General features: G+C 58.0%; 23 protein-coding genes. 10 read left to right on the forward strand and 13 right to left on the reverse strand.

Annotation, left to right across the window (positions count from 1 at the left end; all coding sequences use genetic code 11):
* Positions 1–3 precede the first annotated feature (3 nt).
* The 3 genes from eda to AN476_RS19285 all read right to left on the reverse strand — a co-directional run bounded on the left by eda (position 4) and on the right by AN476_RS19285 (position 2,328).
* On the reverse strand, positions 4–657 hold the full coding sequence (gene eda / locus AN476_RS19275) for a bifunctional 4-hydroxy-2-oxoglutarate aldolase/2-dehydro-3-deoxy-phosphogluconate aldolase (protein WP_256363960.1): 654 nt from the start codon (positions 655–657) through the stop codon (positions 4–6).
* A 153-nt stretch (positions 658–810) separates the two neighbouring features.
* Positions 811–1,191, reverse strand: a complete 381-nt coding sequence (locus tag AN476_RS19280; RefSeq protein ID WP_054463437.1) for a carboxymuconolactone decarboxylase family protein — start codon at positions 1,189–1,191, stop codon at positions 811–813.
* Positions 1,192–1,404: 213 nt separating this feature from the next.
* Positions 1,405–2,328 carry a LysR family transcriptional regulator gene (locus AN476_RS19285; RefSeq protein ID WP_054463413.1) on the reverse strand — a complete coding sequence of 308 codons (924 nt, stop codon included), beginning with the start codon at positions 2,326–2,328 and terminating at the stop codon, positions 1,405–1,407.
* A 98-nt stretch (positions 2,329–2,426) separates the two neighbouring features.
* On the opposite strand from AN476_RS19285, the gene AN476_RS19290 reads away from it, so the two are divergent.
* From AN476_RS19290 to AN476_RS19310, 5 genes are all read left to right on the forward strand, one after another.
* Positions 2,427–3,212 carry a CmcJ/NvfI family oxidoreductase gene (locus AN476_RS19290; RefSeq protein WP_054463414.1) on the forward strand — a complete coding sequence of 262 codons (786 nt, stop codon included), beginning with the start codon at positions 2,427–2,429 and terminating at the stop codon, positions 3,210–3,212.
* A 36-nt stretch (positions 3,213–3,248) separates the two neighbouring features.
* Complete coding sequence (locus tag AN476_RS19295) at positions 3,249–4,037, forward strand: SDR family NAD(P)-dependent oxidoreductase (protein ID WP_054463415.1); 789 nt, start codon at positions 3,249–3,251, stop codon at positions 4,035–4,037.
* Between the two features lie 101 nt (positions 4,038–4,138).
* Positions 4,139–4,984 (forward strand): enoyl-CoA hydratase/isomerase family protein, encoded by an 846-nt coding sequence (locus tag AN476_RS19300; RefSeq protein WP_054463438.1) that lies wholly within the window; start codon positions 4,139–4,141, stop codon positions 4,982–4,984.
* A 153-nt stretch (positions 4,985–5,137) separates the two neighbouring features.
* Positions 5,138–6,046: a 2OG-Fe(II) oxygenase gene (locus AN476_RS19305; protein ID WP_054463416.1), complete on the forward strand. Its 909-nt coding sequence runs from the start codon at positions 5,138–5,140 to the stop codon at positions 6,044–6,046.
* A 187-nt stretch (positions 6,047–6,233) separates the two neighbouring features.
* Positions 6,234–7,220, forward strand: coding sequence for a zinc-dependent alcohol dehydrogenase family protein (locus AN476_RS19310; RefSeq protein WP_054463417.1), 987 nt, complete (start codon positions 6,234–6,236; stop codon positions 7,218–7,220).
* 486 nt (positions 7,221–7,706) lie between these two features.
* Here AN476_RS19310 and AN476_RS19315 read toward each other — a convergent pair whose 3' ends face one another.
* From AN476_RS19315 to AN476_RS19340, 6 genes are all read right to left on the reverse strand, one after another.
* Positions 7,707–8,465, reverse strand: a complete 759-nt coding sequence (locus AN476_RS19315; RefSeq protein WP_172684863.1) for an ABC transporter ATP-binding protein — start codon at positions 8,463–8,465, stop codon at positions 7,707–7,709.
* Positions 8,462–9,469 (reverse strand): iron ABC transporter permease, encoded by a 1,008-nt coding sequence (locus AN476_RS19320; protein ID WP_054463419.1) that lies wholly within the window; start codon positions 9,467–9,469, stop codon positions 8,462–8,464. Before AN476_RS19320 ends, AN476_RS19315 begins: the two co-directional genes overlap by 4 nt.
* Positions 9,470–9,576: 107 nt before the next feature.
* Positions 9,577–10,695, reverse strand: a complete 1,119-nt coding sequence (locus AN476_RS19325; protein ID WP_083464412.1) for an ABC transporter substrate-binding protein — start codon at positions 10,693–10,695, stop codon at positions 9,577–9,579.
* An 81-nt stretch (positions 10,696–10,776) separates the two neighbouring features.
* Positions 10,777–11,106: a hypothetical protein gene (locus AN476_RS19330; protein ID WP_054463420.1), complete on the reverse strand. Its 330-nt coding sequence runs from the start codon at positions 11,104–11,106 to the stop codon at positions 10,777–10,779.
* Between the two features lie 212 nt (positions 11,107–11,318).
* Positions 11,319–11,828 carry a GNAT family N-acetyltransferase gene (locus AN476_RS19335; protein ID WP_054463421.1) on the reverse strand — a complete coding sequence of 170 codons (510 nt, stop codon included), beginning with the start codon at positions 11,826–11,828 and terminating at the stop codon, positions 11,319–11,321.
* Entirely contained in the window at positions 11,825–12,136 is a 312-nt protein-coding gene (locus AN476_RS19340; RefSeq protein WP_054463422.1) for an ETC complex I subunit, read from the reverse strand. The genes AN476_RS19335 and AN476_RS19340 overlap by 4 nt, the downstream gene beginning before the upstream one ends.
* A 188-nt stretch (positions 12,137–12,324) precedes the next feature.
* Here AN476_RS19340 and uvrB point away from each other — a divergent pair, with 188 nt between their 5' ends.
* The gene (uvrB, locus tag AN476_RS19345) at positions 12,325–14,550 is read left to right on the forward strand and encodes an excinuclease ABC subunit UvrB (protein WP_054463423.1); all 2,226 of its coding nucleotides are present in this window, start codon (positions 12,325–12,327) and stop codon (positions 14,548–14,550) included.
* An 11-nt stretch (positions 14,551–14,561) separates the two neighbouring features.
* Positions 14,562–15,041 (forward strand): YdcF family protein, encoded by a 480-nt coding sequence (locus AN476_RS19350; protein ID WP_253279940.1) that lies wholly within the window; start codon positions 14,562–14,564, stop codon positions 15,039–15,041.
* Here the strand turns inward: AN476_RS19350 and AN476_RS19355 are convergent.
* Both AN476_RS19355 and AN476_RS19360 read right to left on the reverse strand, forming a co-directional pair.
* Positions 15,031–15,420, reverse strand: coding sequence for a hypothetical protein (locus tag AN476_RS19355; protein ID WP_054463425.1), 390 nt, complete (start codon positions 15,418–15,420; stop codon positions 15,031–15,033). The genes AN476_RS19350 and AN476_RS19355 overlap by 11 nt on opposite strands.
* A gap of 177 nt (positions 15,421–15,597) precedes the next feature.
* Complete coding sequence (locus tag AN476_RS19360) at positions 15,598–16,302, reverse strand: SDR family oxidoreductase (protein ID WP_054463426.1); 705 nt, start codon at positions 16,300–16,302, stop codon at positions 15,598–15,600.
* 97 nt (positions 16,303–16,399) lie between these two features.
* Here AN476_RS19360 and AN476_RS19365 point away from each other — a divergent pair, with 97 nt between their 5' ends.
* Entirely contained in the window at positions 16,400–17,290 is an 891-nt protein-coding gene (locus AN476_RS19365; protein ID WP_054463427.1) for a LysR substrate-binding domain-containing protein, read from the forward strand.
* 49 nt (positions 17,291–17,339) lie between these two features.
* Here AN476_RS19365 and AN476_RS19370 read toward each other — a convergent pair whose 3' ends face one another.
* Together AN476_RS19370 and AN476_RS19375 are read right to left on the reverse strand one after the other, a co-directional pair.
* Positions 17,340–17,999 (reverse strand): DsbA family protein, encoded by a 660-nt coding sequence (locus tag AN476_RS19370; RefSeq protein ID WP_054463428.1) that lies wholly within the window; start codon positions 17,997–17,999, stop codon positions 17,340–17,342.
* A gap of 250 nt (positions 18,000–18,249) precedes the next feature.
* Entirely contained in the window at positions 18,250–20,097 is a 1,848-nt protein-coding gene (locus AN476_RS19375; protein ID WP_083464413.1) for a methyl-accepting chemotaxis protein, read from the reverse strand.
* 680 nt (positions 20,098–20,777) lie between these two features.
* On the opposite strand from AN476_RS19375, the gene AN476_RS19380 reads away from it, so the two are divergent.
* Together AN476_RS19380 and AN476_RS19385 are read left to right on the forward strand one after the other, a co-directional pair.
* Positions 20,778–21,677: a LysR family transcriptional regulator gene (locus AN476_RS19380; protein ID WP_054463429.1), complete on the forward strand. Its 900-nt coding sequence runs from the start codon at positions 20,778–20,780 to the stop codon at positions 21,675–21,677.
* A 97-nt stretch (positions 21,678–21,774) separates the two neighbouring features.
* Positions 21,775–23,463: an NAD(P)H-dependent oxidoreductase subunit E gene (locus AN476_RS19385; RefSeq protein ID WP_054463441.1), complete on the forward strand. Its 1,689-nt coding sequence runs from the start codon at positions 21,775–21,777 to the stop codon at positions 23,461–23,463.
* Position 23,464 lies beyond the last annotated feature (1 nt).

Raw genomic sequence — 23,464 nt, forward strand, 5'->3', positions numbered from 1 at the left:
GGTCTAAACTGACAAGAGCCGTTTTGCCTCACGTGCCAGGGTGGTGATCTCATCCCAGGCCTGCGCCGAGACCAACGCATCCGGAGCCACCCAACTGCCGCCCGCACAGAGCACATTGGACAGGCCAAGGTAGTCCCGGGCATTTGACAGGCTGATCCCTCCGGTTGGGCAAAAACGGATCTGCGGCAAAGGCGCGCCAATTGCCTTGAGCGCAGGCGCGCCTCCTGAGGCCTCTGCCGGGAAAAACTTCTGCGTGGTGTAGCCGCGTTCCAGCAGGCGCATGGCTTCGCTTGCAGTGGCAGCGCCAGGAAGCAGGGGCAGATCTTCTTCAAGGCAGGCCTCAGTCAGCGCATCCGTGGCGCCAGGCGAGACACCAAACTCCGCACCGGCGGCCTTGGCTGCGCGCACATCCTGCGGCGTGACCAGGGTACCCGCCCCGACGACCCCCCCGGGGATCTCGGCCATTGCGGCAATCACATCCAGCGCGGCAGGCGTGCGCAAAGTCACCTCCAGCGCGGGCAACCCACCAGCTATCAGGGCCTTGGCCAGCGGTGCCGCGTCAGCAGCCTCCCGGACCACAAGAACCGGCATGATAGGGGCCAATTGGCAAACTTCGCGGGTTTTCTGTTGCGCCGCTTCTGAGTTCTCTCTCGTCACATCTCACCCATTTTGCAAACAGCTGATGTCATCGCACCCTAAGGAAACGAGCCCAGCCCCCATTCTGACGGGTCCACCCTAATGGCACTGCGGACCAAATGCCAAGAGCGCTGGGCGAGGAGAGGAAAGCGGATGTCCCACCGCTCCGAACTGTCAGCTTTCCTCGATGATCCTACGGGCAACGCGGAAGCATTCCACCGCCTGCGGAACACCACAATAGATTCCAATAACATGGATGATGGCCCGGATTTCGTCCTGGCTGACGCCATTTCTGATCGCGCCGCGGCAGTGGAGCTCCCATTCGGTCATCTTTCCCAAAGCGCCAATCATTGAAAGATTCATCATCGACCGCGTCTTGGCATCGATCACATCGTCTCCCCAGCCAAAGCCCCAGCACCAAGCTGTCATGGCTTCTTGGAAGGGCCGGGTAAAATCATCGGCTGCAGCGAGGTTCTTTTCAACATACTCCGCGCCCAATGTCGCTTTTCGTTGCTCCAACCCTTTCAAAAACAGGTCTTCGTCAAAGCTCATGATCGTCCCCTTATCTCTCCGGCGGCATCCGTCGTTTGCAGAGTATTGCACAGCACCGCCGGATCTTTGGCGCGACCCTAGCTGGAATTGTCATGGCTGCCAAATGGGGTTTCAAGCTTTTCCCCAGAACCCGCGCGGATACGAGATCAAACGCCTCAGATCTATCGTCCTGATCTTAGGTATGTCGCGACTGGATTGCATGATATCTCGTCTGCGTTAGCTTCCATCTCTTGGGGTTGTATTGGCCACATGTGCCCGCCCCAAATGATCGATCAGAAAATCCATGAACACGCGGACCTTGGCTGAAACGACATTGCTTTTGGGGTAGATCAGCCAAAGGGCGGGTTTGTTTGCCAACTCATACTCTGGCAACACCGGCGTCAGCGTTCCCTCGGCAATCTCCTTTTGCACCGCCCAGAGCGAGTTGATCGAAATGCCGGCTCCGTTGAGCGTCGTTAGTTTTTGGGTCAGCCCATCGTTCAGGATCAGACAATGGGCAGCGGTCTTGGGGTCGAACATCGCCTGCGTCCCGTCGCGAGAGATCAGCGCCTTTGGGTCGGTATCCTTGAATGAAATCAACCGATGTTTCGCCAGATCTTTTGGAACAGCCGGAGTGCCATACCGTTCTAAATAGGCGGGCGCGGCGCAAAGGATCCGGGTATCATCTGCCAGCTTGCGTGCGGTGAGGCTGCTGTCGGCCAGAACCGCGTTGCGCAGCGCCAAGTCAAAACTGCCCTCGATTAGATCAAACTGCGAATCCGACAGATGCAGGTCAAGCCGAAGGTCAGGGTATTTGTCCATAAAGATCGGCAACAGCGGCGCTATGTAGAGCTGAGCAAAGGTGCTGGGCGCCGCAAAGCGCAGGGTCCCGCTGACCTTTGTCTGGCCCTTACCCAAGGCAGCAAGGGCCGCCTCTTCCTGGGCGATCATCTCGCGCGCATAGGGCAGAAAATCTTGGCCCTCTAGGGACAGCGACACCTTGCGGGTTGAACGATGTAGCAAGTCCGCGCCGACAAGTCGCTCCAGTTTTGCGATACGCGTGCTGGCAACCGCAGGGGCCATGCCCAGCGTACGACCTGCAGCGCTGATGTTCAGCGTCTCGCAGGCAAGAACAAAAAGGCGCAGGGTTTGAGTGTCCATATCATATACTTTTTCGGAACAGTGAAATCAAATATAACTTCTTTATATAGCATGTGAAAGTGATAAATCTGTTTGCGAGACGTGCACAGGAGCAGCCAATGACCCAGATCGCGACCGTAAACTATCATGTCCACAAACAAGAACGGCAATCCTTTGAGCTGGATGCTGGCGGGATCATCGGCAACCTTGTTTCACCCGAGCTCGCACCAAAGCAGATGGCGGTGCGGGATGTGCGCAGCTTTGATGCGGGTCTATCGTTTCAGGAGCATTCTGTTGGCTTCGCAACTCTCCCAACCAATGTGCAGTGCTTTGACGCTGGAAGTGATTGGCAAGACACCTACGAAAAGGAACTCTCCAAACTGCTGAGGACTGAAACTGGAGCGCAGGAGATCCTAATTTTTGACCATACAGTCCGCGCCGATGATCCTGATGCGGATCGCAAACCGGCGCGCAATGTTCATAGCGATTACAGCGCAGATGGGGCCAACAAACGACTGATCGACATTCTGGGCGAAGGCAAAGCCGCCGAATGGTCAAAAGGGCACTATGCCTTTATCAACTTCTGGCGCCCTGTCAGCGCGGCAATCAACTCGGCTCCGCTGGGGTTTATCCGCCCGTCCAGTGTCGCCGATAACGATTGGATCCTGCTTGATCTGATCTATCCGGATCGCAGGGGCCAGATCATGGGGGTTGCAGCAAACCCTGACCATGATTGGTTCTATATGTCCAATATGACACCTGATGAGGTGGCATTCTTCAATATCTTTGACAATCGCGGCCAGCCTTCAGTGGCCCACAGTGCCTTGGGCATGGTTGAGGACCCAAAGATCCAGACCGTCCGGCGCAGCATTGAGAGCCGAACTTTGGTTCGTTACGCGGCCTAACTCCCAAACAGGGATCAACAAGAGAAAGATCATGCAATGACCAAGACAATTCTCATCACCGGCGCCACCGATGGCATCGGCCTTTTGACCGCGCAAACCCTTGCGGCGGAAGGACACAGAATCCTCCTGCATGGTCGCAACGCGGCCAAACTGGAGGCGGCGGCAAAAACTGTCGGCGGCACCACAGAGCAATACATAGCGGACCTGTCGAAGAGGGCTGACGTAGATGCATTGGCTGCGGCCCTCCGCAAAAACCACAGTCAGATCGATGTGGTTATCAATAACGCGGGCATCCTGAAGGCGCCAAATCCCGTGACCAAAGAGGGCTCTGATATCAGGTTTGAGGTCAATACCTTTGCCCCCTATGCGCTGACGCGCGATCTGCTGCCGATCCTCGCAAAAGACGGTCGTGTCGTGAACCTGTCTTCGGCTGCGCAGGCCCCGGTTGACCTGGAGGCGCTGCTTGGGCGTAAAACGCTGGACGATATGGGCGCCTATGCCCAAAGCAAACTGGCCCTCACAATCTGGTCCCGCGAGATGGCAAAAGAATTGCCTGAAGGCCCAGTGATTGTCGCGGTGAACCCAGGCTCTTTGCTGGCGTCAAAAATGGTCAAAGAGGGCTTTGGCATTGCAGGCAATGATCTGAGCATTGGCGTAAACATTCTGCGCGAAGCCGCACTCGGGTCTTCCTTTGCTGATGCCAGCGGCAAGTATTTTGACAACGACAGCGGGCAGTTTGCGCAGCCACATTCTGCTGCGCTGGATGCGGCGCATAGCGCCGATGTGATGCAGGCCATCCAGGATGTGCTGACCCCACAGCCCTAAACAGCTTCGGCCCGGCTGAAACCGGGCTTTTGCCCCGCTCCCCCATCAAAACCAAAGCAATCCGCCAGATAATTCTGCGCGGCCCCAAGAAAGGCAACCTCATGAAATATGAGAACTTCACCACGTTTGACGTCACAGTCGAAAACGCAATTGCCACTGTCACCTTTGATTTTGGGACTGTGAATGTGCAGGGCCAGGAAATGCTGGCCGATCTCAACAGTCTTGCCATGCGGTTGGAACGTGACCGCGACACAAAGGTGGTCATCTTCCAATCGGCCAACCCGGAAATTTGGGTCTGCCACTATGACACCGAACTGCTAAAGGACATGTCCACCACCCCCGTGTCGCGCGAGGAGGCGGAGCTGCTTGATCTGCAATCGGTCTGTGAGCGCATTAGCAGGGTCCCCCAGGCCACGATCGCCAAGCTGGAAGGCTTTGCGCGCGGCGGCGGGCACGAGTTGGCGCTGGCGCTGGACATGCGCTTTGCCGTGCGGGGCAAATACAAATTCATGCAGATGGAAGTCGGCATGGGCATTCTGCCCTGTGGCGGCGGTGCCTCCCGCATGGCGCGTCAGACAGGTCTGGGACGTGCGCTGGAGATCATCCTGAGCGCAAGGGATTTCAGCGCTGATGAGGCCGAAGCCATGGGGACCATCAACAAGGTTTTTGAGGCGGATGAGATTGGTGAATACGTCAACACGCTTGCTAATCGCATTGCCAGGTTCCCGGCGGACTCGATCAATGCTTGCAAGCAGATGGTCTATGAATCGATCGACAAACCGATTGAGGACGCCCTGAAGGCCGAGGCCTATTGGCTGTATCAGGCAACCAGCAAAACCCCTGCCGTGAAACGCTTTACCATCGCGGATGAGCAAGGGCTGGAGCATGACATCGACAACCAGCGCAATTGGAACAACCTGGTCATGGATGTCCAGGACATCCAATAGCAGCCCCTGCCGGACAGGGCATCCCAGGTGATCCTTGGGGTGCCCAATGGATCACCTGCCCCCAAACCTTAAACCAGCCCTATGGGTTCGGTTTCTTTCAGCAAAAAGCGCCGTGCACAGAGGCTGCGCGACGGTCACAAGGAGTGACATGAGATGAGACAGACTTCACTACAACACGCGCGGTCGCTGAAACGGCCCACTCGTGAAGAAATGCTTCACCGCGCGCCTGCAGTCCAACAGTTTTGGACCCAAAACAAAGACCTGTTTGAGGGCGCCTGGAAGGAGTGGGAGGGCGGAGATGCGCCGAATTCCGTTTTGGACAGCAGCCTCTATGACCCAAAACTGCGTGCGGCCGTCGAGAGGGCTTGGCAAGATCCAAGCACAGAAATTGCGGTCAAAGATCTGTGGGAAGAGGTCTTTCCAGGGGTTTACGCGGCGCAGTTCTTTGATCCCGCACGGCTCGCGAGCTTGCGCGAATATCTTGAAAGCGCCGCCGCTGCGGATATCCCCCTGCGGCCACCCTACGGGATTTCGCTGAACCGCGGGGGCGCGATGCTGGACAGCCGTTCACCAGGCTACCTTGCTGCGCCGGGTTTCCAGAGTTTTTACCGTGACCTCATGGAGGCCTACATGCGGCCTATTTCGCGGCTGCTGTTCCCGGATATTGTTGGCTATGATACCCAGACCTTTGGGTTTTCGATCCAATGGCAGGCGGATGCGGATACCTCCTTGCGGGCCCATACTGATGCCTCCTCTGTCACGTTGAACCTCAATTTGAACCTGCCCGGAGAGGAATTCTCCGGATCCGGTGTGCGGTTCTTTGATCGGGAAACCCGGCAGGTAGCGGAACTGAACTTTGCCCCTGGGAAGGCGCTGATCCATCACGGCAGCGTGCCCCATGAATCCATGCCGATCACCAAGGGTGAGCGATCGAACCTGGTGCTTTGGCTCTATGGAGATCAGGGTGAGGTGCCCCGTTTTGGTGGGGCTCAGACAGAGCTAGACGCGCGGCAGCGCTGGAGTGTGCCGACAACACCCGACGACGGGTTTGTCCCATTCTAAGGTCCGCCACGCGCCATCTATGAAAGTTTACGAGGGTCGCCAAAACTGGTGGCCCTCGTTTTACCGTTTGTGACAGTCGTATCCAATTATATGCGCAATCGAAAAACTGAACTTATTTTTTGGCCAATTTACTGCAATACGGAATACTATATCTCCTGCACATCACTTACTCTTTAGGATGTGCACAATGAAAGCCATGACCCTCACCGCTTACGGTGAAACCGCAAAATTCGAAGCTGCCGAGCTGCCCAAGCCAGAGCCGACCTCCGGCCATGTTGTGGTTCGCGTTGCAGCCAGCAGCGTGAACACAGTCGACACAATGATCCGCGCAATGGGCAGTGATTTGCCGCTCTCCCCGGCTCTCCCAGCGGTATTGGGCATGGACTTTGCCGGGGTCATTGAGGCCGTTGGCGAAGGCGTGAGCGCCTTTGCCATTGGTGATGAAGTCTATGGCTGCGCCGGCGGACTGGCCGATCTACAGGGCGCATTGGCTGAATTCATGCTCGCCGATGCGCGCTTGATCGCCCACAAACCCAAATCCATCTCGATGCGCGAAGCCGCGGCCATGCCCCTGGTTGGCATCACCGCCTTTGAGGGGCTTGAACGTGCAGGCATCACAGCTGGCCAAAAGGTTTTGGTGCAGGGTGGTGCTGGTGGTGTGGGCCACCTGGCAGTGCAACTGGCCAAACACTTTGGCGCTGAAGTCTATGCCACTGGCACGGGCGACACCCAGATGGATGTGATCCAGGGATATGGCGCGACGCCAATTGATTTTGCTGCCGAAAAGATCGTCGATTATGTCGCGAAATACACCGACGGAGCAGGTTTTGATCTGGTCTTTGATACCGTTGGCGGCGCCAATATGACCAACTCCTTTGAGGCCGCAGCGCTCAACGCCAATATCGCCTCAACTGTCGGACTGCTGGAAATTGACCTGTCGCCGGCTCATTTCAAAGGCCTGTCGCTGCACATCATCTTTATGCTGCTGCCCATGTTGAGCAACCAAAGCCGTGAAAAGCACGGTGCGATCCTGGGAGAGCTTGCAAAGATTGTAGACACAGGCGCATTGACTCCTTTGCTGGATGACGCGGTTTTTGGTCTCGACAATGTCGCTGAAGCCTATGACCGCCTGACAAGCGGAAAGGCCATCGGCAAAGTTGTGATTGACATCTAACCAAACGGGATACTTGCGAGTGCGGCTGCCAGACAAAGGCGCGATGGCAGCCGCTCCATCCAAGCGGCAAAGCCCGCCTGTTTCATCTAGGCTCAGGACCCTTTGATATCCGCCCTCTGGTGTGATTCACGTTTCGAAAACCGAGCGGTGAACATGTCTGATCTTTTCTGGCTGGGCGAGGCGCAGATGGCGCGCCCTGAGCCCTTGTCCCGAAGTCCCTTGGCAAGCCGCGTGTTGATGATCGACGCAAGCTATCTCAAGGCTCATCGAACAGCATGGGTGCCAAAAAGGCGGGCGTGGACGCCTGATCGGTCGGAGTTTGATGGATCAGAATTCGATCCGGGGGACCAAAATCCCTGAAGAGGGGCGGCAGGCACACCAAGCTTCACGCAATCGGTGACAACCAATGCCGCCCCAGCAACTTGTTGTCTCCGCCGGGCACTGCGCAAAATAGCTGCTAAAACCAGCTTGGATCGCCTGCGCAGCTTAGACGGCTTGCAAGGGCACGACGTTTAATCTGCCCCCCTGAACATGGGTGATCTCGGCCTGAATGCGATACATGTGGCGCAGGTTCTCGGACGTCAAAACCTGCGCTGGGCTGCCGACACTGATGGTCCTGCCCTCGCTGAGACCTATCATACGGTCGGCGTAATGGGCTGCGAGGTTCAGATCATGCATGGCCAGGCCAACAATTGTGTCCCCCTGGCCGACAATGTGGCGCAGTTTTTCAAGCACGATCAGTTGATGCCGCAGGTCAAGCGCCGCAGTGGGCTCGTCCAGGAGCAAGACTCGCGGCTGGCGAAACAGGGCCTGTGTCAGGAACACCAACTGCCGTTGCCCGCCACTGATTTCATCCAGCTGACAGGTATGCAGATCTGTCAGGCTGAAGGCCTCCAGCGCCTCTAGGGCTTCCTCGACGATATCGGATGGCAGTCGCATGCCCAAGCGGTTCAAACGCCCCAGCAGGACCACCTCCAGAACGGTCAACGAAGAATGAGCGCTGGTGTCCTGGGGCAGATAGGCGATCTGACTGCGCTGCGCGCCCTGGGTCAGCGGCTTGCCGTCCAGGGTCAGATCGCCTTGGGCTGGCAGCAACCCGGCCAGCGCCTGTAAAAAGGTAGATTTTCCCGCCCCGTTGCAGCCGATTAAGACGGTGACCTCCCCTTTTTGCCACAGATCGCTCACCTCTCGGATGACAGGCTTGTCCGCATAAGAGACCGATAGCTTTTTAATTTGTAGACTCACCAGTGTCTCCTTTGTCCACGCAGGATGAGAAAAAACAGGAAGGGCACACCGATCAGAGCGGTGACGATGCCGATGGGGATGACGCCGCCGGGCGATACCAGCTTGGACAGCACCGAGGCGCCAGTCATGGTGATCGCTCCCATTATGGCTGACATCGGCAAGAGCAGCCTCTGATCCTCGCCCACCAGCATGCGAGCGATATGTGGGGCCACCAATCCGACAAATCCAATGGTGCCGACAAAGGCAACGGCGGCAGCGGTCAACAAGGCCACGATGGTAAACAGCTTGACCCGCAGTCCGCGCACATCAACACCAATGGCAGCAGCACGGGCATCCCCCAATCGCAACGCGGTCAATTGCCAGAGGTTTGGCAGCACCGACAGGCTGGCAAAACAGAAGACAACGGCAACAATTGGCACATTGTTCCAGCTTGCTTTCAACAAGGAACCAAACAGCCAGAAAACAATCGACTGCAAGACTTCCGGCGCCGCCATGTATTGTACCAGCGATTGGGCCGACTGAAACATGAACAGTGTGGCGATGCCGGCCAGCACCATGATTTCGGGGCGCATGCCCCGGATGCGCGAAAAGGCAAATACCAGACCGGCGGCCAGGACACACATGGCAAAGGCCGCCAGAGGGATGGTGAGCCAGGGCAGCAGGGGAAGCGAGACCCCGGTCAGGATGGCCAGCGCCGCGCCAAAGCCCGCAGCGGCCGAGAACCCCAGAGTATAGGGGCTGGCGAGCGGGTTGCCCAGAATGGTCTGCATATGCACCCCAGCAGAGCCCAGCGACATGCCCACCAGCAGGGCCATCAGGGTCATCGGCAAGCGGATGTCCTGAACGATGACACGGATCATTGGCTCTGCCTGTGCCGGGGTGATCAGCCCGACAAACACATCCCCGAGTGCCAACATGGCGGGACCTGTGACGATGTCCGCCACGATCAGAGCCACAAGCAGCAGGAGGCCAGCTGCCAGGCGCGCCAAGCGCCCAAGCATCATTCTGCGGTATCTGATGGGGCGGGCGGGGTCCGAGCCGGCCCTTTAGGGGGCGACCCGCTGGGCCGCCCCCTTCTGCTGTGCTGGATAGATCCGATCTACGGATGCCATTAGTTGCCGCTTTCCGGCAGAACCGTCATATAGGTTCCCTCAAAGGCAACCGGCATATAGGTCGCAAAAAACCGGTTCAGCGTGGCCTGTGGATCGACGTCGGCAAACTGCTCTGGATAGATGGCCTTGGCCAGAAACTGCAGGAAGGCGTAGTCATAGAGGGTGCGATTGCCGCCGTGGTAGATGCCGATGATCTTACCCTCTTTCACCGCATCCAGACCGTCCCAGCCCGGGCGCCCCAAATAGGCCTGCATGCGCTCATGCGTCAGGGTGCTGTCTACACCGGGTCCCATGACCACCGCCTGATCGCGTCCGGCCCAGCCTGAGCCCGCCAGCATCACCACCTGCGGGTTCTGTGCCAGCACATATTCTGGACTTAGCTTGCCCCAGTTGCTGATCTGGCCATTGGCGATATTGATGGCTTTCAGCTGATCAATGACGCTGCCCCATTGGGTGCCGGAATAGGAGTTGTCGACGGTGTCTTTCCCCTTCCGCGCCAATTCGACATAGACCTTGGGTGCCGCGCCTTCAGGCAGGGTGGCCAGTCGTGCTTGGACTTCGGCGACGGCAGCCGCATATTCATCCGCTAGGGTCTGCGCACGCTCTTCCGCCCCCATGAGCTGGCCCAGCAGCTGGGTGGATTTGACGTGCATTTCCACCGTCTGCGCATTGTAGTCCAGAACCACGATTGGAATGCCTGCGGCCTCCATGCGATCGGCGACATCCCCCAGTGTTTTATACTGCCAAGCCGCCAAAACCGCCACATCCGGTTGGGCAGCAATGGCGGCTTCCAAAGAGAAAGTTCCGGCATCAACCTCACCAACATCCGCCAGCTCGTCCAGGCGTGGAATGGCGGCGGCATAGGTCTGCCATTGCAGCGTGCGCCAGCCCGCCCAGGTGTCTTTTGAAATCGCGACAACACGGTCATAGGCTTCGGGGCCGGCCACGGCCATGAAGTCCTCGAAATAGAAACCAAGCAGGATGCGCTGTGGATCTTCGGGCACTTCGACTGTGCGCCCCATCGTGTCGGTCAGGGTGATGTTGTCTGCCCATGCAGGCATGGCAAAAGAGACCGCCAAAGCGGCTGCGGCCAGGCCGCGTGTAAAAATCTTGAACATGGTTTTTCCTTTGAGTCACTCAAGACGCCGGAAGCCAAATTCGAGGCCGCCGGAGGTGTTTTGATCAATTGTTGAGAGGGCTCAAAGAATGGGCGGTGCGCGGCTGTGATAGTCGGCAGAGAGACGCAGGGGCTTATGAAGCGGCGCGGTTACGGGCAGTCTGAGTTGGAAGTCCCGCGCCAGCACAGTCCAGGCGACATCTCCCCGCGCAGCGGTATCAGCGATCACCCCAAAGGACTGGCACCATTCACAGCCTTGCCCGTCAACGACAGGTTCGATCGGCTCTCCTGTCTCCGGGTCGATAGTGATCTGCTGAATTCCAAAGGGCGAACAGATCTCGATCTGCATGGCATTGGCGGGCGAGCCGAGCATGATCCCGGACATCGCAAACTGTATGAACAGCCACGCCATTGCAGGCAGCAGTATTCCAAGTTTATGAGCCGGTGATGGGGGCACAGTCATTCCGTCAGCTGAATCCGTGCCCTTGATTGCAGGTTCCCCCAGTTTGCGCAACGGGCAAAAACAGAATGGCCGCAGCGTTTCTCGGGGATTGGGCTCCTGTCTGTTGGGGGCTGCCAGGAACCGCAGACCTAGAGGGCAATTGTGCGCATCTACTGCGAAGATCAGGCCGAGGTCGTCTTGAGGGGAAGGTGCATGAAAACGCTGAGCGGGTCTTCAGAGTAGCCTTCGAAAGGAGCGCAATAGCGATAGCCGAGGCGCTCATAGAGGGCGCGAGCCGCGTCATATCCGGGGCAAAGCGCTGATCCAGTTTCCAGAACAAGCGCATGAAAGCCCTGATTTCTGGCTTCGCTGGCGAGGTGATCCATCACCCGACGCGCAAGGCCCTGGCCGCGTGCGGCTTCGCTGACAAATACGGATTTTACTTCGGCGGTACCGTCGCTCAGGGTTTTGATTGCACCGCAGCCCAAAGGGGACTCCTGCACGGAAGTCCCCGTTTGGTAGGCTGCATAAAAGCGCACATCCTTGCGGGAGAGTTCAGCAGCGCCAAAGGTATGGTCGCTTTGCGCCACTGTTTCGGCCGCACCGTGGCTCTGGTTGCCTTCGATCAGCGGAGCGACTGAAGGGCAGGTGGGATCAGCGCGGCGGATCTCTATCTCAGGGGGTTGGCTCAATGGGTCCAAGGTACGCGGCGGTTGGTGGCGAAGTTCTCACCATAGCCACCATTGCGGATATTGGCTTTGCGGGCCTTTGGCTCGACCACTTCGGCCTCGATGCCATGATCCTGGGCATATTCCAGCGCCGCCTCTTTGGTGTCAAACCGCAGGCGCACCTGGCTTTGCGTATCAGAGGAGGAAGTCCAGCCCATCAGCGGATCAACCTCACGGGCGCTCGCCTGAGCGTAGTCCAGAACCCATTTGCGGGTCTTGGCCATTCCGGATGTCATGGCGTTTCTGGCTGGCCGGTAAATCCGCGCTCGCATGGGGGCTCTCCTGGTGACTCGACTTCGCCCATTTATGCGCCGAATAGCCCTGTGCCACAAGGTGACAAATCCTGCGCATTCAACAGGTTTTGCAGGGCTGCAACAGGTCGACGCCCTGAATTGCGTCGAATGCCCCTTGAACAAGAACAAAAACAGATCAAAATCAGCACGACTCACAGGAGAGCCGGATGCCCTACGCCCATTCAGACAAATCCGAAGCCAAGATGCAGGAACAATCATCTGAGCATATGGTTGAGCGTGACGCCGTGCAGCGCCCCAAGCTAGAGGGCGGCAAGGCCTTTGTCATGCATACGGAGTTTTCGCCAGCTGGCGATCAGCCCACGGCAATTGCAGAGCTGAGCGCGGGCGTGAAGGAGGGCGAGCGCAATCAGGTCCTGCTGGGCGCGACGGGCACTGGCAAAACATTCACCATGGCCAAGATCATCGCCGAAACCCAGCGTCCGGCAATTATCCTTGCCCCCAATAAAACGCTAGCGGCGCAGCTCTATGGGGAGTTCAAAGGCTTCTTTCCGGACAATGCGGTCGAGTATTTTGTGTCGTTTTATGACTACTACCAGCCCGAGGCCTATGTGGCGCGCTCAGATACCTTCATCGAGAAGGAAAGCCAGATCAACGAGCAGATCGACCGGATGCGCCACTCGGCCACGCGGGCACTGTTGGAACGTGACGATGTCATCATCATTGCCTCGGTGAGCTGTATTTACGGTATTGGGTCTGTTGAGACCTATTCGGCGATGACACAGGACCTGAAGGTCGGTGAGGAATATGACCAGCGTCAGGTGATGGCGGATCTGGTGGCGCAGCAGTACAAACGCAACGATCAAGCCTTTCAGCGCGGCTCCTTCCGGGTGCGTGGCGACACGTTGGAGATCTTCCCGGCCCACCTCGAGGACCGCGCTTGGAAGCTGTCCTTCTTTGGCGAGGAGCTGGAAGCCATCACCGAATTTGATCCGCTGACAGGCGAGCGCACCGGCGCCTTTGAACAGATCCGCGTCTATGCGAATTCACACTATGTGACGCCCAAACCGACGCTGAAACAGGCGGTAATCTCGATCAAGGAAGAGCTGAAGCGGCGCCTGGATCAATTCAATGGCGAGGGCAAGCTGTTGGAAGCGCAACGCCTGGAGCAGCGCTGCAACTTTGACATCGAGATGCTGGAGGCCACTGGCCATTGCAACGGGATTGAAAACTACTCCCGCTATCTGACCGGGCGTGGCCCGGGCGAGCCACCGCCAACGCTGTTTGAATTCATCCCTGACAATGCCATTGTCTTTGCCGATGAAAGCCATGTCTCGGTGCCGCAGATTGGTGGCATGTACAAAGGTGACTTTCGGCGCAAATCTACCCTGGCAGAACATGGGTTTCGACTGCCCTCCTGTATGGACAACCGACCGCTCAAGTTCGAGGAATGGGACGCCATGCGCCCACAATCGGTTTTTGTTTCGGCAACCCCTGCATCCTGGGAGATGGATCAGGCCGGCGGTGTTTTCACCGAACAGGTGATCCGCCCAACGGGGCTGCTGGAGCCTGAGATCGAGATCCGCCCGGTCAAGATGCAGGTGGATGACCTGCTGGATGAGGTGCGCAAGGTGACTGAGAACGGCATGCGCACATTGGTCACCACGCTGACCAAACGCATGGCCGAGGATCTGACGGAATATTTGCACGAGCAGGGGATCAAGGTGCGCTACATGCACTCCGATATCGACACGCTGGAGCGGATTGAGATCCTGCGGGATCTGCGCCTCGGTGCCTTTGACGTGTTGATCGGCATCAACCTGCTGCGCGAGGGGTTGGATATCCCTGAATGTGGGCTGGTGGCCATTTTGGACGCCGACAAGGAAGGCTTTTTGCGCTCGGAAACCTCATTGGTGCAGACCATTGGCCGCGCCGCGCGAAACGCTGAAGGCCGGGTCATTATGTATGCTGACAAGATCACCGGTTCGATGGAGCGCGCCTTGGGTGAGACCAATCGGCGACGTGAAAAACAGATCGCCTATAATTTGGAGCATGGCATCACCCCCGCCACGGTAAAAAAGAACGTCGAGGATGTTCTTGCGGGCCTCTATCAGGGCGATGTGGATATGAACCGCGTCACCGCCAATATCGACAAGCCGATGCATGGGGCCAATCTGGAGGCGCATCTGAACGGGCTGCGTGACGAAATGCGCAAGGCGGCAGAGAACCTGGAGTTTGAGGACGCCGCACGGCTGCGCGATGAGGTCAAACGCTTGGAAGCCGTCGATCTGGCCGTTTCAGACGATCCGATGGCACGGCAATATGCGGTAGAGAAGGCCTCTGAGGCGGCTGTGAAATCCCGTGGCCGTTCCAGCGCGGGCAAGGCCGGCACACGGGCCTATCGGGGCAAGTCACAAAAGAAGTTCGGCGGGTGAGCGTTGCTGTTGTGCTGGGAGCTGCTGTCTGGCCTGGGGGTCAACCCTCTCCGACCTTGCGGCGGCGTAGCCTGCATGCAGCAAAACTGTTTCGCCGGGGCAGGGTCAGCCATGTGATCTGTTGCGGTGGGCTGGGTAAACATCCCCCCAGCGAGGCAGAGGTTATGCAGAAAATTTGTCGGGAGGCCGGGGTGCCTGACAGTGCAATCCTGCTGGAGGATCAGTCAAGGACGACCCTTGAAAACCTAGCCAATATCCGCGCGCTCCTAGCGAGGCTGGACCAACCTTCTATCGTTATCGTGACGGATGGCTACCACAAATGGCGCGCGCTGATGGTGGCGCGCCATTTTGGCTTTCAAGCCCAGGCCTCCTGCCCACTCCAAAGCGGCACCTCAGGGCTCAAGGTGGTGAAATTCTGGCTGCGAGAGGTGCCTGCGCTGATCTACTATTGGTGGCGCCTCAGACGCCTTGGCCAAAAGTCTAGCGGGTGACGGTGACACGCACATAGTCGCGGCTGCCGTTGTCATAGACTTTGACCCGCACCATGACTCCGCCTTGTACGATACCGCGTCCGGCGGATCCTTCGATGTTCCCGTGTTGCACCATACGCTCCATAATGGCGCGGTTGCTCTTATCCTTGAAAATCGGGTCCCATTCATCGCCGGGCTGTGAAATGCCAAAGCGGTGATAGTTAGCCCGATCCTGGCGCAGGATCTGCCATGGCTCGCTGAGCCGCGCGCCTTTGGAATTGTACAGATCATCGCGCCCGATAAAGGCCACGTAGTCGGCCAGCAACTCATCGGCTACAGCCACGGGGGTGGAAAGGGCCAGCGCCGTAAGGGCTCCAACCAGCGTTTTTGCCAGGTTCATCTAAAAATCCTCCTGAAAAATATGGGGTGATTTTTGAGGAATCTCAGGGTGAGAACAAGCGGAACTTGATGCCAAAGGGTGCGACACGCGCGCCTGCCCTTCAAAGGCTGGGCGGAAAACAGGTTCCAGCGCCCAGCTTGTTGATGGATCCAATCTCTGCAGCGGTTGCCTGAGACATCAGACCGCGCGGGTCAATCCGCCATCTACCCGCAGGTTTTGGGCGGTCATATAGCCGCCCTGCTCCGAGGCCAGCCAGGAGATCAACGAGGAGACCTCTTCGGTGCGGCCATAGCGGCCCATAGGTATGCGCGACTTGCGGTCTGCAGTCTCGGGTAGGCTGTCGATAAAACCAGGCAGGATGTTGTTCATGCGCAGGTTCTCGGGCCCGTATTTGTCAGCAAACAGTTTGGTGAAGCCGGCCAGCCCGGCGCGGAAGATCGCAGAGGTCGGGAACAGGGGGTCGGGCTCAAAGGCGGCAAAGGTGGAGATGTTGAGGATCGTGCCACCCCTCTGAGCCTGCATGATCGGCGTCACCAGGCGGGTCGGGCGTATCACATTCATCAGGTAGACCTCCATGCCCATGTGCCAGTCTTCGTCCGAGATCTCCAGAACCGGACCTTTGGGGCCGTGACCGGCGGAATTCACCAAAACATCGACGCGCCCCCAGCGGGACATAGCGCCATCAACGAGCTCCTGTAGGGGCGCAGGCGCGAGGTTGGAACCAGTGACGCCAAAGCCGCCCAGTTCTTCGCCCAGAGCTTTGCCCTTGCCCGACGAGGACAAAATACCTACCCGAAAGCCATCCGCCGCAAGGCGGCGGGCAGCATCGGCACCCATTCCGCTGCCACCGGCGGTAACGAGGGCTACTTTTTCTACTGACATTGCGATCTCCAATTTTGATTATGCTTAGTCTATTCGCTTCTGTTTTGGGTTCCGATTCAGAATTGATCTTTCATAACAGTAGAAATACTACTGCCATATGGATCCACTTCCCCCGCTGAATGCGCTGCGCGCTTTTGAAGTTGCCGGGCGCTATTTGAATTTCCGTCTGGCCGCTCAGGAGATGGGGCTGACACAGGGCGCCGTGGCGCAACAGGTGCGCTTGCTGGAGGCGCATTTGGGTCTTCCGCTGTTTGAACGCCATTCCAAGGGGCTTGCCTTTACCTCTGCAGGGCGCGGCTACCATGCGGCAGTCACCGCGAGCTTTGATGGATTGCGATCGGCCACGAGGGTGCTGAGGCCGGAACCCGACAAGGTGCTGGTCAGCGTTACTCCGGCCTTTGCGGCCAAGTGGCTGATCCCCAACCTGCCTGCCTTTGCCGAGATCCACCCGGGGATTGATCTGCGGATCATGGCTACAGAAAAACTGTCAAGCTTTCACAGTGAGGGGATCAACCTGGCGATCCGGCAGGGGGCCCCACCCTTTGGAGCCGCTCTGGAGGCCGTCTGCCTGTTTCGGCAAGAGGTGATTGCTGTTGCCTCGCCGCATTTGCTGGGAGCTGAGGCCCTGCCGCTCTCGGCGCGGGCCTTGGCAAAGCTTCCAAAACTTCACGATGGTCATGATCTTTGGCCACAGTTCCTGGCGGAGCTTGGCGTTAAAGACCAAAGCGATCGGGGGCTGCGGCTTAACCAGGTTGCGCTGGCCATTGATGCGGCCATTTCAGGTCAGGGCGTCGCATTGGTGCCCCGTTTTCTGGTCGCCCGCGATCTTGCCGCAGGCACCCTGTTGCAGGTCTCTGCGGGGGCGTGGGAGGGGGACAAGAGGTTCTATTTGCTGGCAGAGCCGCACAAGAAGCGCAGCAAAGCCACGGAACAGGTCCGGCAATGGCTGGTCGATATGTCGGACCAGCCAGACAGCGGCCATGGATAGGCGCGCCAAACCGTAGCAGCGCGCCGCAAAGGCTTGAAGGCGGCGGAGATCAGGCCTGACGCATCTTGGCCAGCTGCCCTAGAATGCTGGTGAAATTCTCAATCCCCTGGGCACCGCTGACCAGGTGTTTTTGGTCAAAGATCACTGCTGGCACTCCCTGAATGCCCTGGCTCCGCCAGAAGTTCTGTACCTCGCGCACGGCCTCCGCAAAGCGCTGATCCGACAGCACAGCGAGGGCTTCGCCGCGATCCAGTCCAATCTCAGCGGCGATATTGGCCAGTTCCGCAGTATTCGACAGATCACGGTGGTGGGTGAAATGCGCCGTGAACAGCGCTTGTTTCAGATCATGCTTGCGGTCTTGGGTCTCGGCCCAGTGCAGCAGCTGGTGCGCATCAAAGGTGTTGTGCATCCGCATGTCAGGGGTGAATCGGAAGTCAATCTCCAGATCCTTGCCCAGCTTGGTCATCTGCGCGCGGTTCTGCTCAGATTGCTCTGGGGTGACGCCATATTTCTCTACCAGATGTTCCCGCAGGTTCTGCCCTTCGGCAGGCATATTAGGGTTCAGCTCAAAAGGATGCCAGTGCAGCTCATACTCTGTGTCGGTGGCCTCCAGGGCAGAGGCAAGCTGACGGTAGCCGATGATACACCAGGGACACATCACGTCCGAAACCACATCAATGCGCAGGGGGGCAGGGGCCTGGGTGCTCATGCAGAGAGATCCTTTATCATGGGCTCGCCGGGACAGCTCCGGGAACCGCTATTTCATATGCCATCTGAGGTCCGAGGAAGACTGCAGCGGGTTGGACGGGGACAAGATAAGGGCAGGGCAAGGCAGTTTCCATAGGGGCGCCGCCGGGTCACTTTAAGGTGAAGTCCATTTTGCGACGACATCAAGCACAAAGCCAAACCGCGCCAGCCGGGGCCAGCGCGGTTTGGTCGTCTTGTTGGTGCGGTTCGGGTTAGAAGTCGTCCCAGCCTGCTGCTTTTGGCAGGGTCGATGGGACGGACTCCTCGGCAAAGAAATCATCTTCGGGTTCGAGGAACTCGCTATGAGCCGTTGGGGCGGGTGCTGGCGTCGGGCTCGCGCTGGCAGCGCGTGTCGGCAGCTCCTCACCGGTCTTGAAGACCGCGACCTGATTGGCCAATTCACCCGCATCATTGCGCAGAACCTGGCTGGCGGCAGTGCTTTCCTCGACCATGGCTGCATTGTGCTGGGTCACATGATCCAGCTGCGACACGCCAGTATTGATCTCAAGCAGGGTGGTGGATTGTTCGCTGGCACCCTGAGCAATCTCGGCCACATGGTTGGAGATGTTGCCAACACGGCCGATGATGTTTTCCAACTCAGTGCCGGCCTTGCCGACCAGATCCACACCCTTGGCCACATGTTGCGAACTCTCGGAGATCAGCTGTTTGATCTCCTGCGCCGCATCCGAAGAGCGCTGGGCCAGAGCCCGGACTTCGGAGGCGACAACCGCAAAGCCTCGCCCTGCCTCGCCTGCTCGGGCAGCCTCTACCCCAGCGTTGAGCGCCAGAAGGTTGGTCTGGAAGGAGATGTCATCAATCACGCTGATGATCTGCGAGATCTGGTTCGAGGAGGTCTCGATCTCGGACATGGCGTTGACCGCATCGGTGACAACCTGGCCACTTTGCTTGGCGCCGCTCTGGGCCTGTTCCACGATGACTTCCACCTGCTTGGCACCTTCGGCTGCGGATTTCACGCTCACGGTAAGCTGCTCCATTGCGGCCGCAGTTTCTTCCAGTGTCGCCGCCTGGCTTTCGGTGCGCTGCGACAGGTCGCTGGAGGATTGGCTGATTTCCTCGGCGTTTTCACGGATCCGGGTGGTGCTGTCGACGACCGAATTCATGATCCCAACCAAAGTGGATAGGGTGGAATTATAGTTGGTGCGCAGGCTTTCGTATTCGCCCTTGAAGGGGGTGCTGATGCTCTGTGTCAGATCACCTTCGGACAGGCTCTTCAGAGCGCCATTCAACCGGTCGACAACCAGTTTCTGGGCCTCTTGCGCAGCCTGACGTTCCTCTTCAACGGCCTGTGCTGCTGTCAGCTGCTCTTTCAGGTGCTCGACATTGCGGGCAATGCCGCCCATTTCGTCCCGGCGATCCAGATAGGGAACAGCTTGGCCATAGTCACCATCCGCAATCACATTGATGGAGTCGCCAACGGCTTTGAGAGGGCGCGACATGATTCTGCGCAGAGCCAAAGCCGACAGCAGGCACATTATGACAAAGGCAGCGCCTGCAATGACATGGGTGATCATCTCGTCCTTGGCGCCTTCGGCCAGGGCAATTTCCGGCGACCAGATCATTGCGATGGATCCGACGACAAGGTCACCACTTGCACCGGCCAGGGCAGGGGCGGCAACAAAAAAGCCATCCGCACTGGTTTCCAGCTCCCCTGACTCGGCAGAGGCCGTGCCCAACAATGCCAAAACGTCATGATCTGCGGCTGGGGCTTCACCTGCGGTGGCAACCACCTTGCCTTTGGAATTTACGGCGATGCCATAGAGCGCGCGACCATCTGACAGTTCGAGGATCTTGTTAATGTCCGTTGCCAGGCGATCCGCATCGCCAAAGCGAATGGATCCACCACTGCGTGCTGCGACGGTAATGGTGACGCCGTTGCCCAGGGTTTGAACGCCTTTTCCAACGGCCGCCTTATAGGAGAGATCGCTTCTCACTGTTAGAACACTGGCAACAACCAGAGTGGTTGCAGCAATGAGCAGGCAGCACTTCATGAAGACTGACATGCCTTTGAATTTGAGGATCGAGGGTATGCGAGCTTTCATCTTTGTACTTTCTTCATTTGGAGCACAGGGCTACTTGCAAGAGCGGCTTTACGTTCGGGTTCTGTTGCCATCGCCAATTGGCCATGACCGATTGAAAAAACGACCCAGAAACACGCGCGATATTGGGCTTGATGCGCAATTGAAGACGTTTGGATCTACTCGTCAAAAACAGGTCCCAAAGACTATAGATAGAAGTTTTACCGAGATCTTAACTGGCCAGGGGCATGGACATCTCCCAGGAGCAGGAAGGGGTGATTAGCTGTTGGCATGTCGCATTTTGACAGCCTCAGTTCCAACTGCATCCGCTTTGGAATTTTCTTTCAAGCGTTTGATTATTTTTCTTTTTTTCACATTGTTCTGGAGTTTCCCTTGGCCTGCCTCTTTCGCCTTTAGTGCGTTTTTCGAACGGAAATATGGACATTTGTTCATAGTTTTTACGGCGTTTTCTTCATGGAGTAACCGGTAAGAGATCGCCACGCACACTCTGGGGTTGTGTTTTGTCAGCATTGCGCGCGAGGCCAGGACAGAATCACTCAAAAGAATCGCGGCGCTCTTCGGCCACTGTGGATTGCTTTTACAATGGTGTGACCGGCAATGCGCTGGCCTGGGGGCTCCGACCTGACCTCCTTTGTTGCAAGCTTTGATTGCACCTCATGCGGTCTCGCCCCTATTGTCGCCGGATGATAGAACTCAGAGATCTCCAATTGCTGACAGCCCTGGCTCGGCATCAGCACTTTGCAAAGGCTGCCAAGGATTGCGGTATGTCACAGCCTGCCTTCTCCATGCGCATTCGAAACCTAGAGGAAAAGCTGGGCGTTTCCATCGTGCGGCGGGGCAATCGGTTTCAGGGTTTGACTGGCGAGGGCGAGATGATCGTGCGCCGTGCCCGCGGGATTCTGGATGATGCCAAGGCATTGGATCAGGAAATTGCCGCGTCCCGAGGAGAGGTCACGGGAAGGCTGATGCTGGGGGTGGTGCCTACGGCCACAGCCTTTGCAGCGCAGGTGGTCAATCGCCTGCACGAGGTGCACCCGCGGGTTCTGGTGCATATTGATGTCACCACTTCGATGGCCATTCAGCAGCGTATCCTCGACGGCACAATCGACGTTGGCGTCACCTATAGCGACAGCGTCCCACCTGGATTGGTGACGATTACGGACCTCTATGAGGAAAGCTATGTGCTGCTTGCCCCCGAGGCCATGCTGGACCAGCAAGATGAAAGCATCACTTGGCAGGCCGCGGCGGATCTGCCGCTCAGCCTGCTGGAACCGGGAATGCAGAACCGCCGCATTCTGGATCGGATTTTTGCCAGCCTCGAGCTCAAACCCGAGGTGATGTCAGAATCCAGCGGCTTTATGTCTGCGATCATCATGGCGCGTGAAGGGGCAGTTGCCACCATTCTGCCGCGCGCTCTGGCTGATGCGCTGGGCCCGGTGGATGGCACCCGAGCTCTGGCTTTGAAGAGCGTAGAAGAATCAACTGCGCAGTCTCGCCCGATTTGTCTGGCCAGCCTGCAGCGGACTCCGGAATTGACCACGGTTGCTTCTTTGCGTCGCGTGGTTGCCGCCTTTGTGCGATAAGTTTTCGTTATTGCGCATTCCGCACATTGGATTTGACGATATGATTTCCTGATGGCATTGCGCCGTAAAACGCACAGGCGAATTTTTGGAGGTCAGCGTGGCACCATTGGACAATAGCAAGGGCGTCTGGAAATCCGGCAAAGGCAAGGGGCGCAAAACCCCCAAGGGCCGTCAGCTGGACGATCAGGCGCATAGCGAGGTTCTGGAACTTCTGGGCGATCAGCCTCGTAGCCGGGATATGCTGATCGAATTTCTGCATTTGATTCAGGATGCCTATGGCCATCTGAGTGCGGCGCATATCCGTGCCTTGGCCGAAGAGATGCGCACGGGCCAGGCCGAGATCTACGAGGTGGCCTCCTTCTATGCCCATTTCGATGTGGTGAAGGAGGGCGAAACACCGCCGCCTGCGCTGACCATCCGGGTCTGTGATTCCCTGTCCTGTGAATTGGCCGGGGCCGAGCAGCTGCAAAAGGCACTGGAAGACGGGCTAGACGCTTCACAAGTGCGTGTGTTGCGGGCACCCTGCATGGGACGTTGCGACACCGCGCCGGTGCTGGAGATCGGCCACAATCACATCGACCACGCGACGCTTGAAAAGGTCGAAGCGGCGATTGCAGGTGATGACACCCATGCGCATGTGCCCGAGTATGAGGCGCTGGCAGCCTATGAGGCCGACGGGGGCTATGCGGTTTTGAAAGACCTGCGTGCCGATGGCGACTGGGAAGCGGTACAGGCCAAAATCAAAGAGGCCGGTCTGCGCGGTCTGGGCGGCGCGGGTTTCCCTTCGGGCACCAAATGGGGCTTTGTGCGCGCCAATGAAGGCACGCGTTATCTCGCTGTCAACGGCGATGAGGGCGAGCCTGGCACCTTCAAGGACCGCTACTATCTTGAACGCACGCCGCATGTCTTCCTTGAGGGCATGTTGATGGCGGCCTGGGCGGTAGAAGCTGAAAAGTGCTTTATCTACATGCGCGACGAATATCCTGCGGTGCTGGAGATCCTGCGCTGCGAGATCAAGGCGCTGGAAGCGGCAGGCATTGTCGAACCTGGCTACATCGACCTGCGCCGCGGGGCGGGTGCTTATATCTGCGGTGAAGAAAGCGCCATGATCGAGTCCATCGAGGGCAAGCGGGGCGAGCCGCGTCACCGTCCGCCCTTTGTGGCGCAGGTGGGCATCTTTGGCCGCCCGACCTTGGTGCATAACGTCGAGACGCTGTATTGGGTCTGCAAGATCAACCGCGAAGGCCCCGAATGCCTGAATTCGGTTGAGAAAAACGGCCGCAAGGGGCTGCGCAGCTATTCCGTGTCCGGTCGGGTCAAGAACCCGGGCGTACATCTGCTGCCCGCCGGCTCCACCATCACCGACATCATAGAGGCCTGCGGTGGCATGCTTGAAGGGCATGCCTTCAAGGCCTATCAGCCGGGCGGTCCTTCTTCGGGTCTGCTGCCTGCCTCGATGGACGATGTGCCGCTCGATTTTGACACGCTGCAGCCGCATGGCACTTTCATCGGTTCTGCTGCTGTGGTGGTTCTGTCGGATCAGGACTCGGCCCGCGATGCGGCGTTGAACATGCTGCGCTTCTTTGAGGATGAGAGCTGTGGCCAGTGCACTCCCTGCCGGGTGGGTTGCGAAAAGGCCGTCAAACTGATGAGCGAAAAGAAGTGGGATCAGGATCTCTTGGAAGAGCTGAGCGCTGCCATGGTCGATACCTCGATCTGTGGTTTGGGTCAGGCCGCGCCAAACCCGATCCGTCTGACCATCAAACACTTCCCCGAGGAGGTCTGAG

This window comes from Phaeobacter sp. 11ANDIMAR09, from assembly GCF_001294455.1.
GTDB lineage: Bacteria > Pseudomonadota > Alphaproteobacteria > Rhodobacterales > Rhodobacteraceae > Pseudophaeobacter.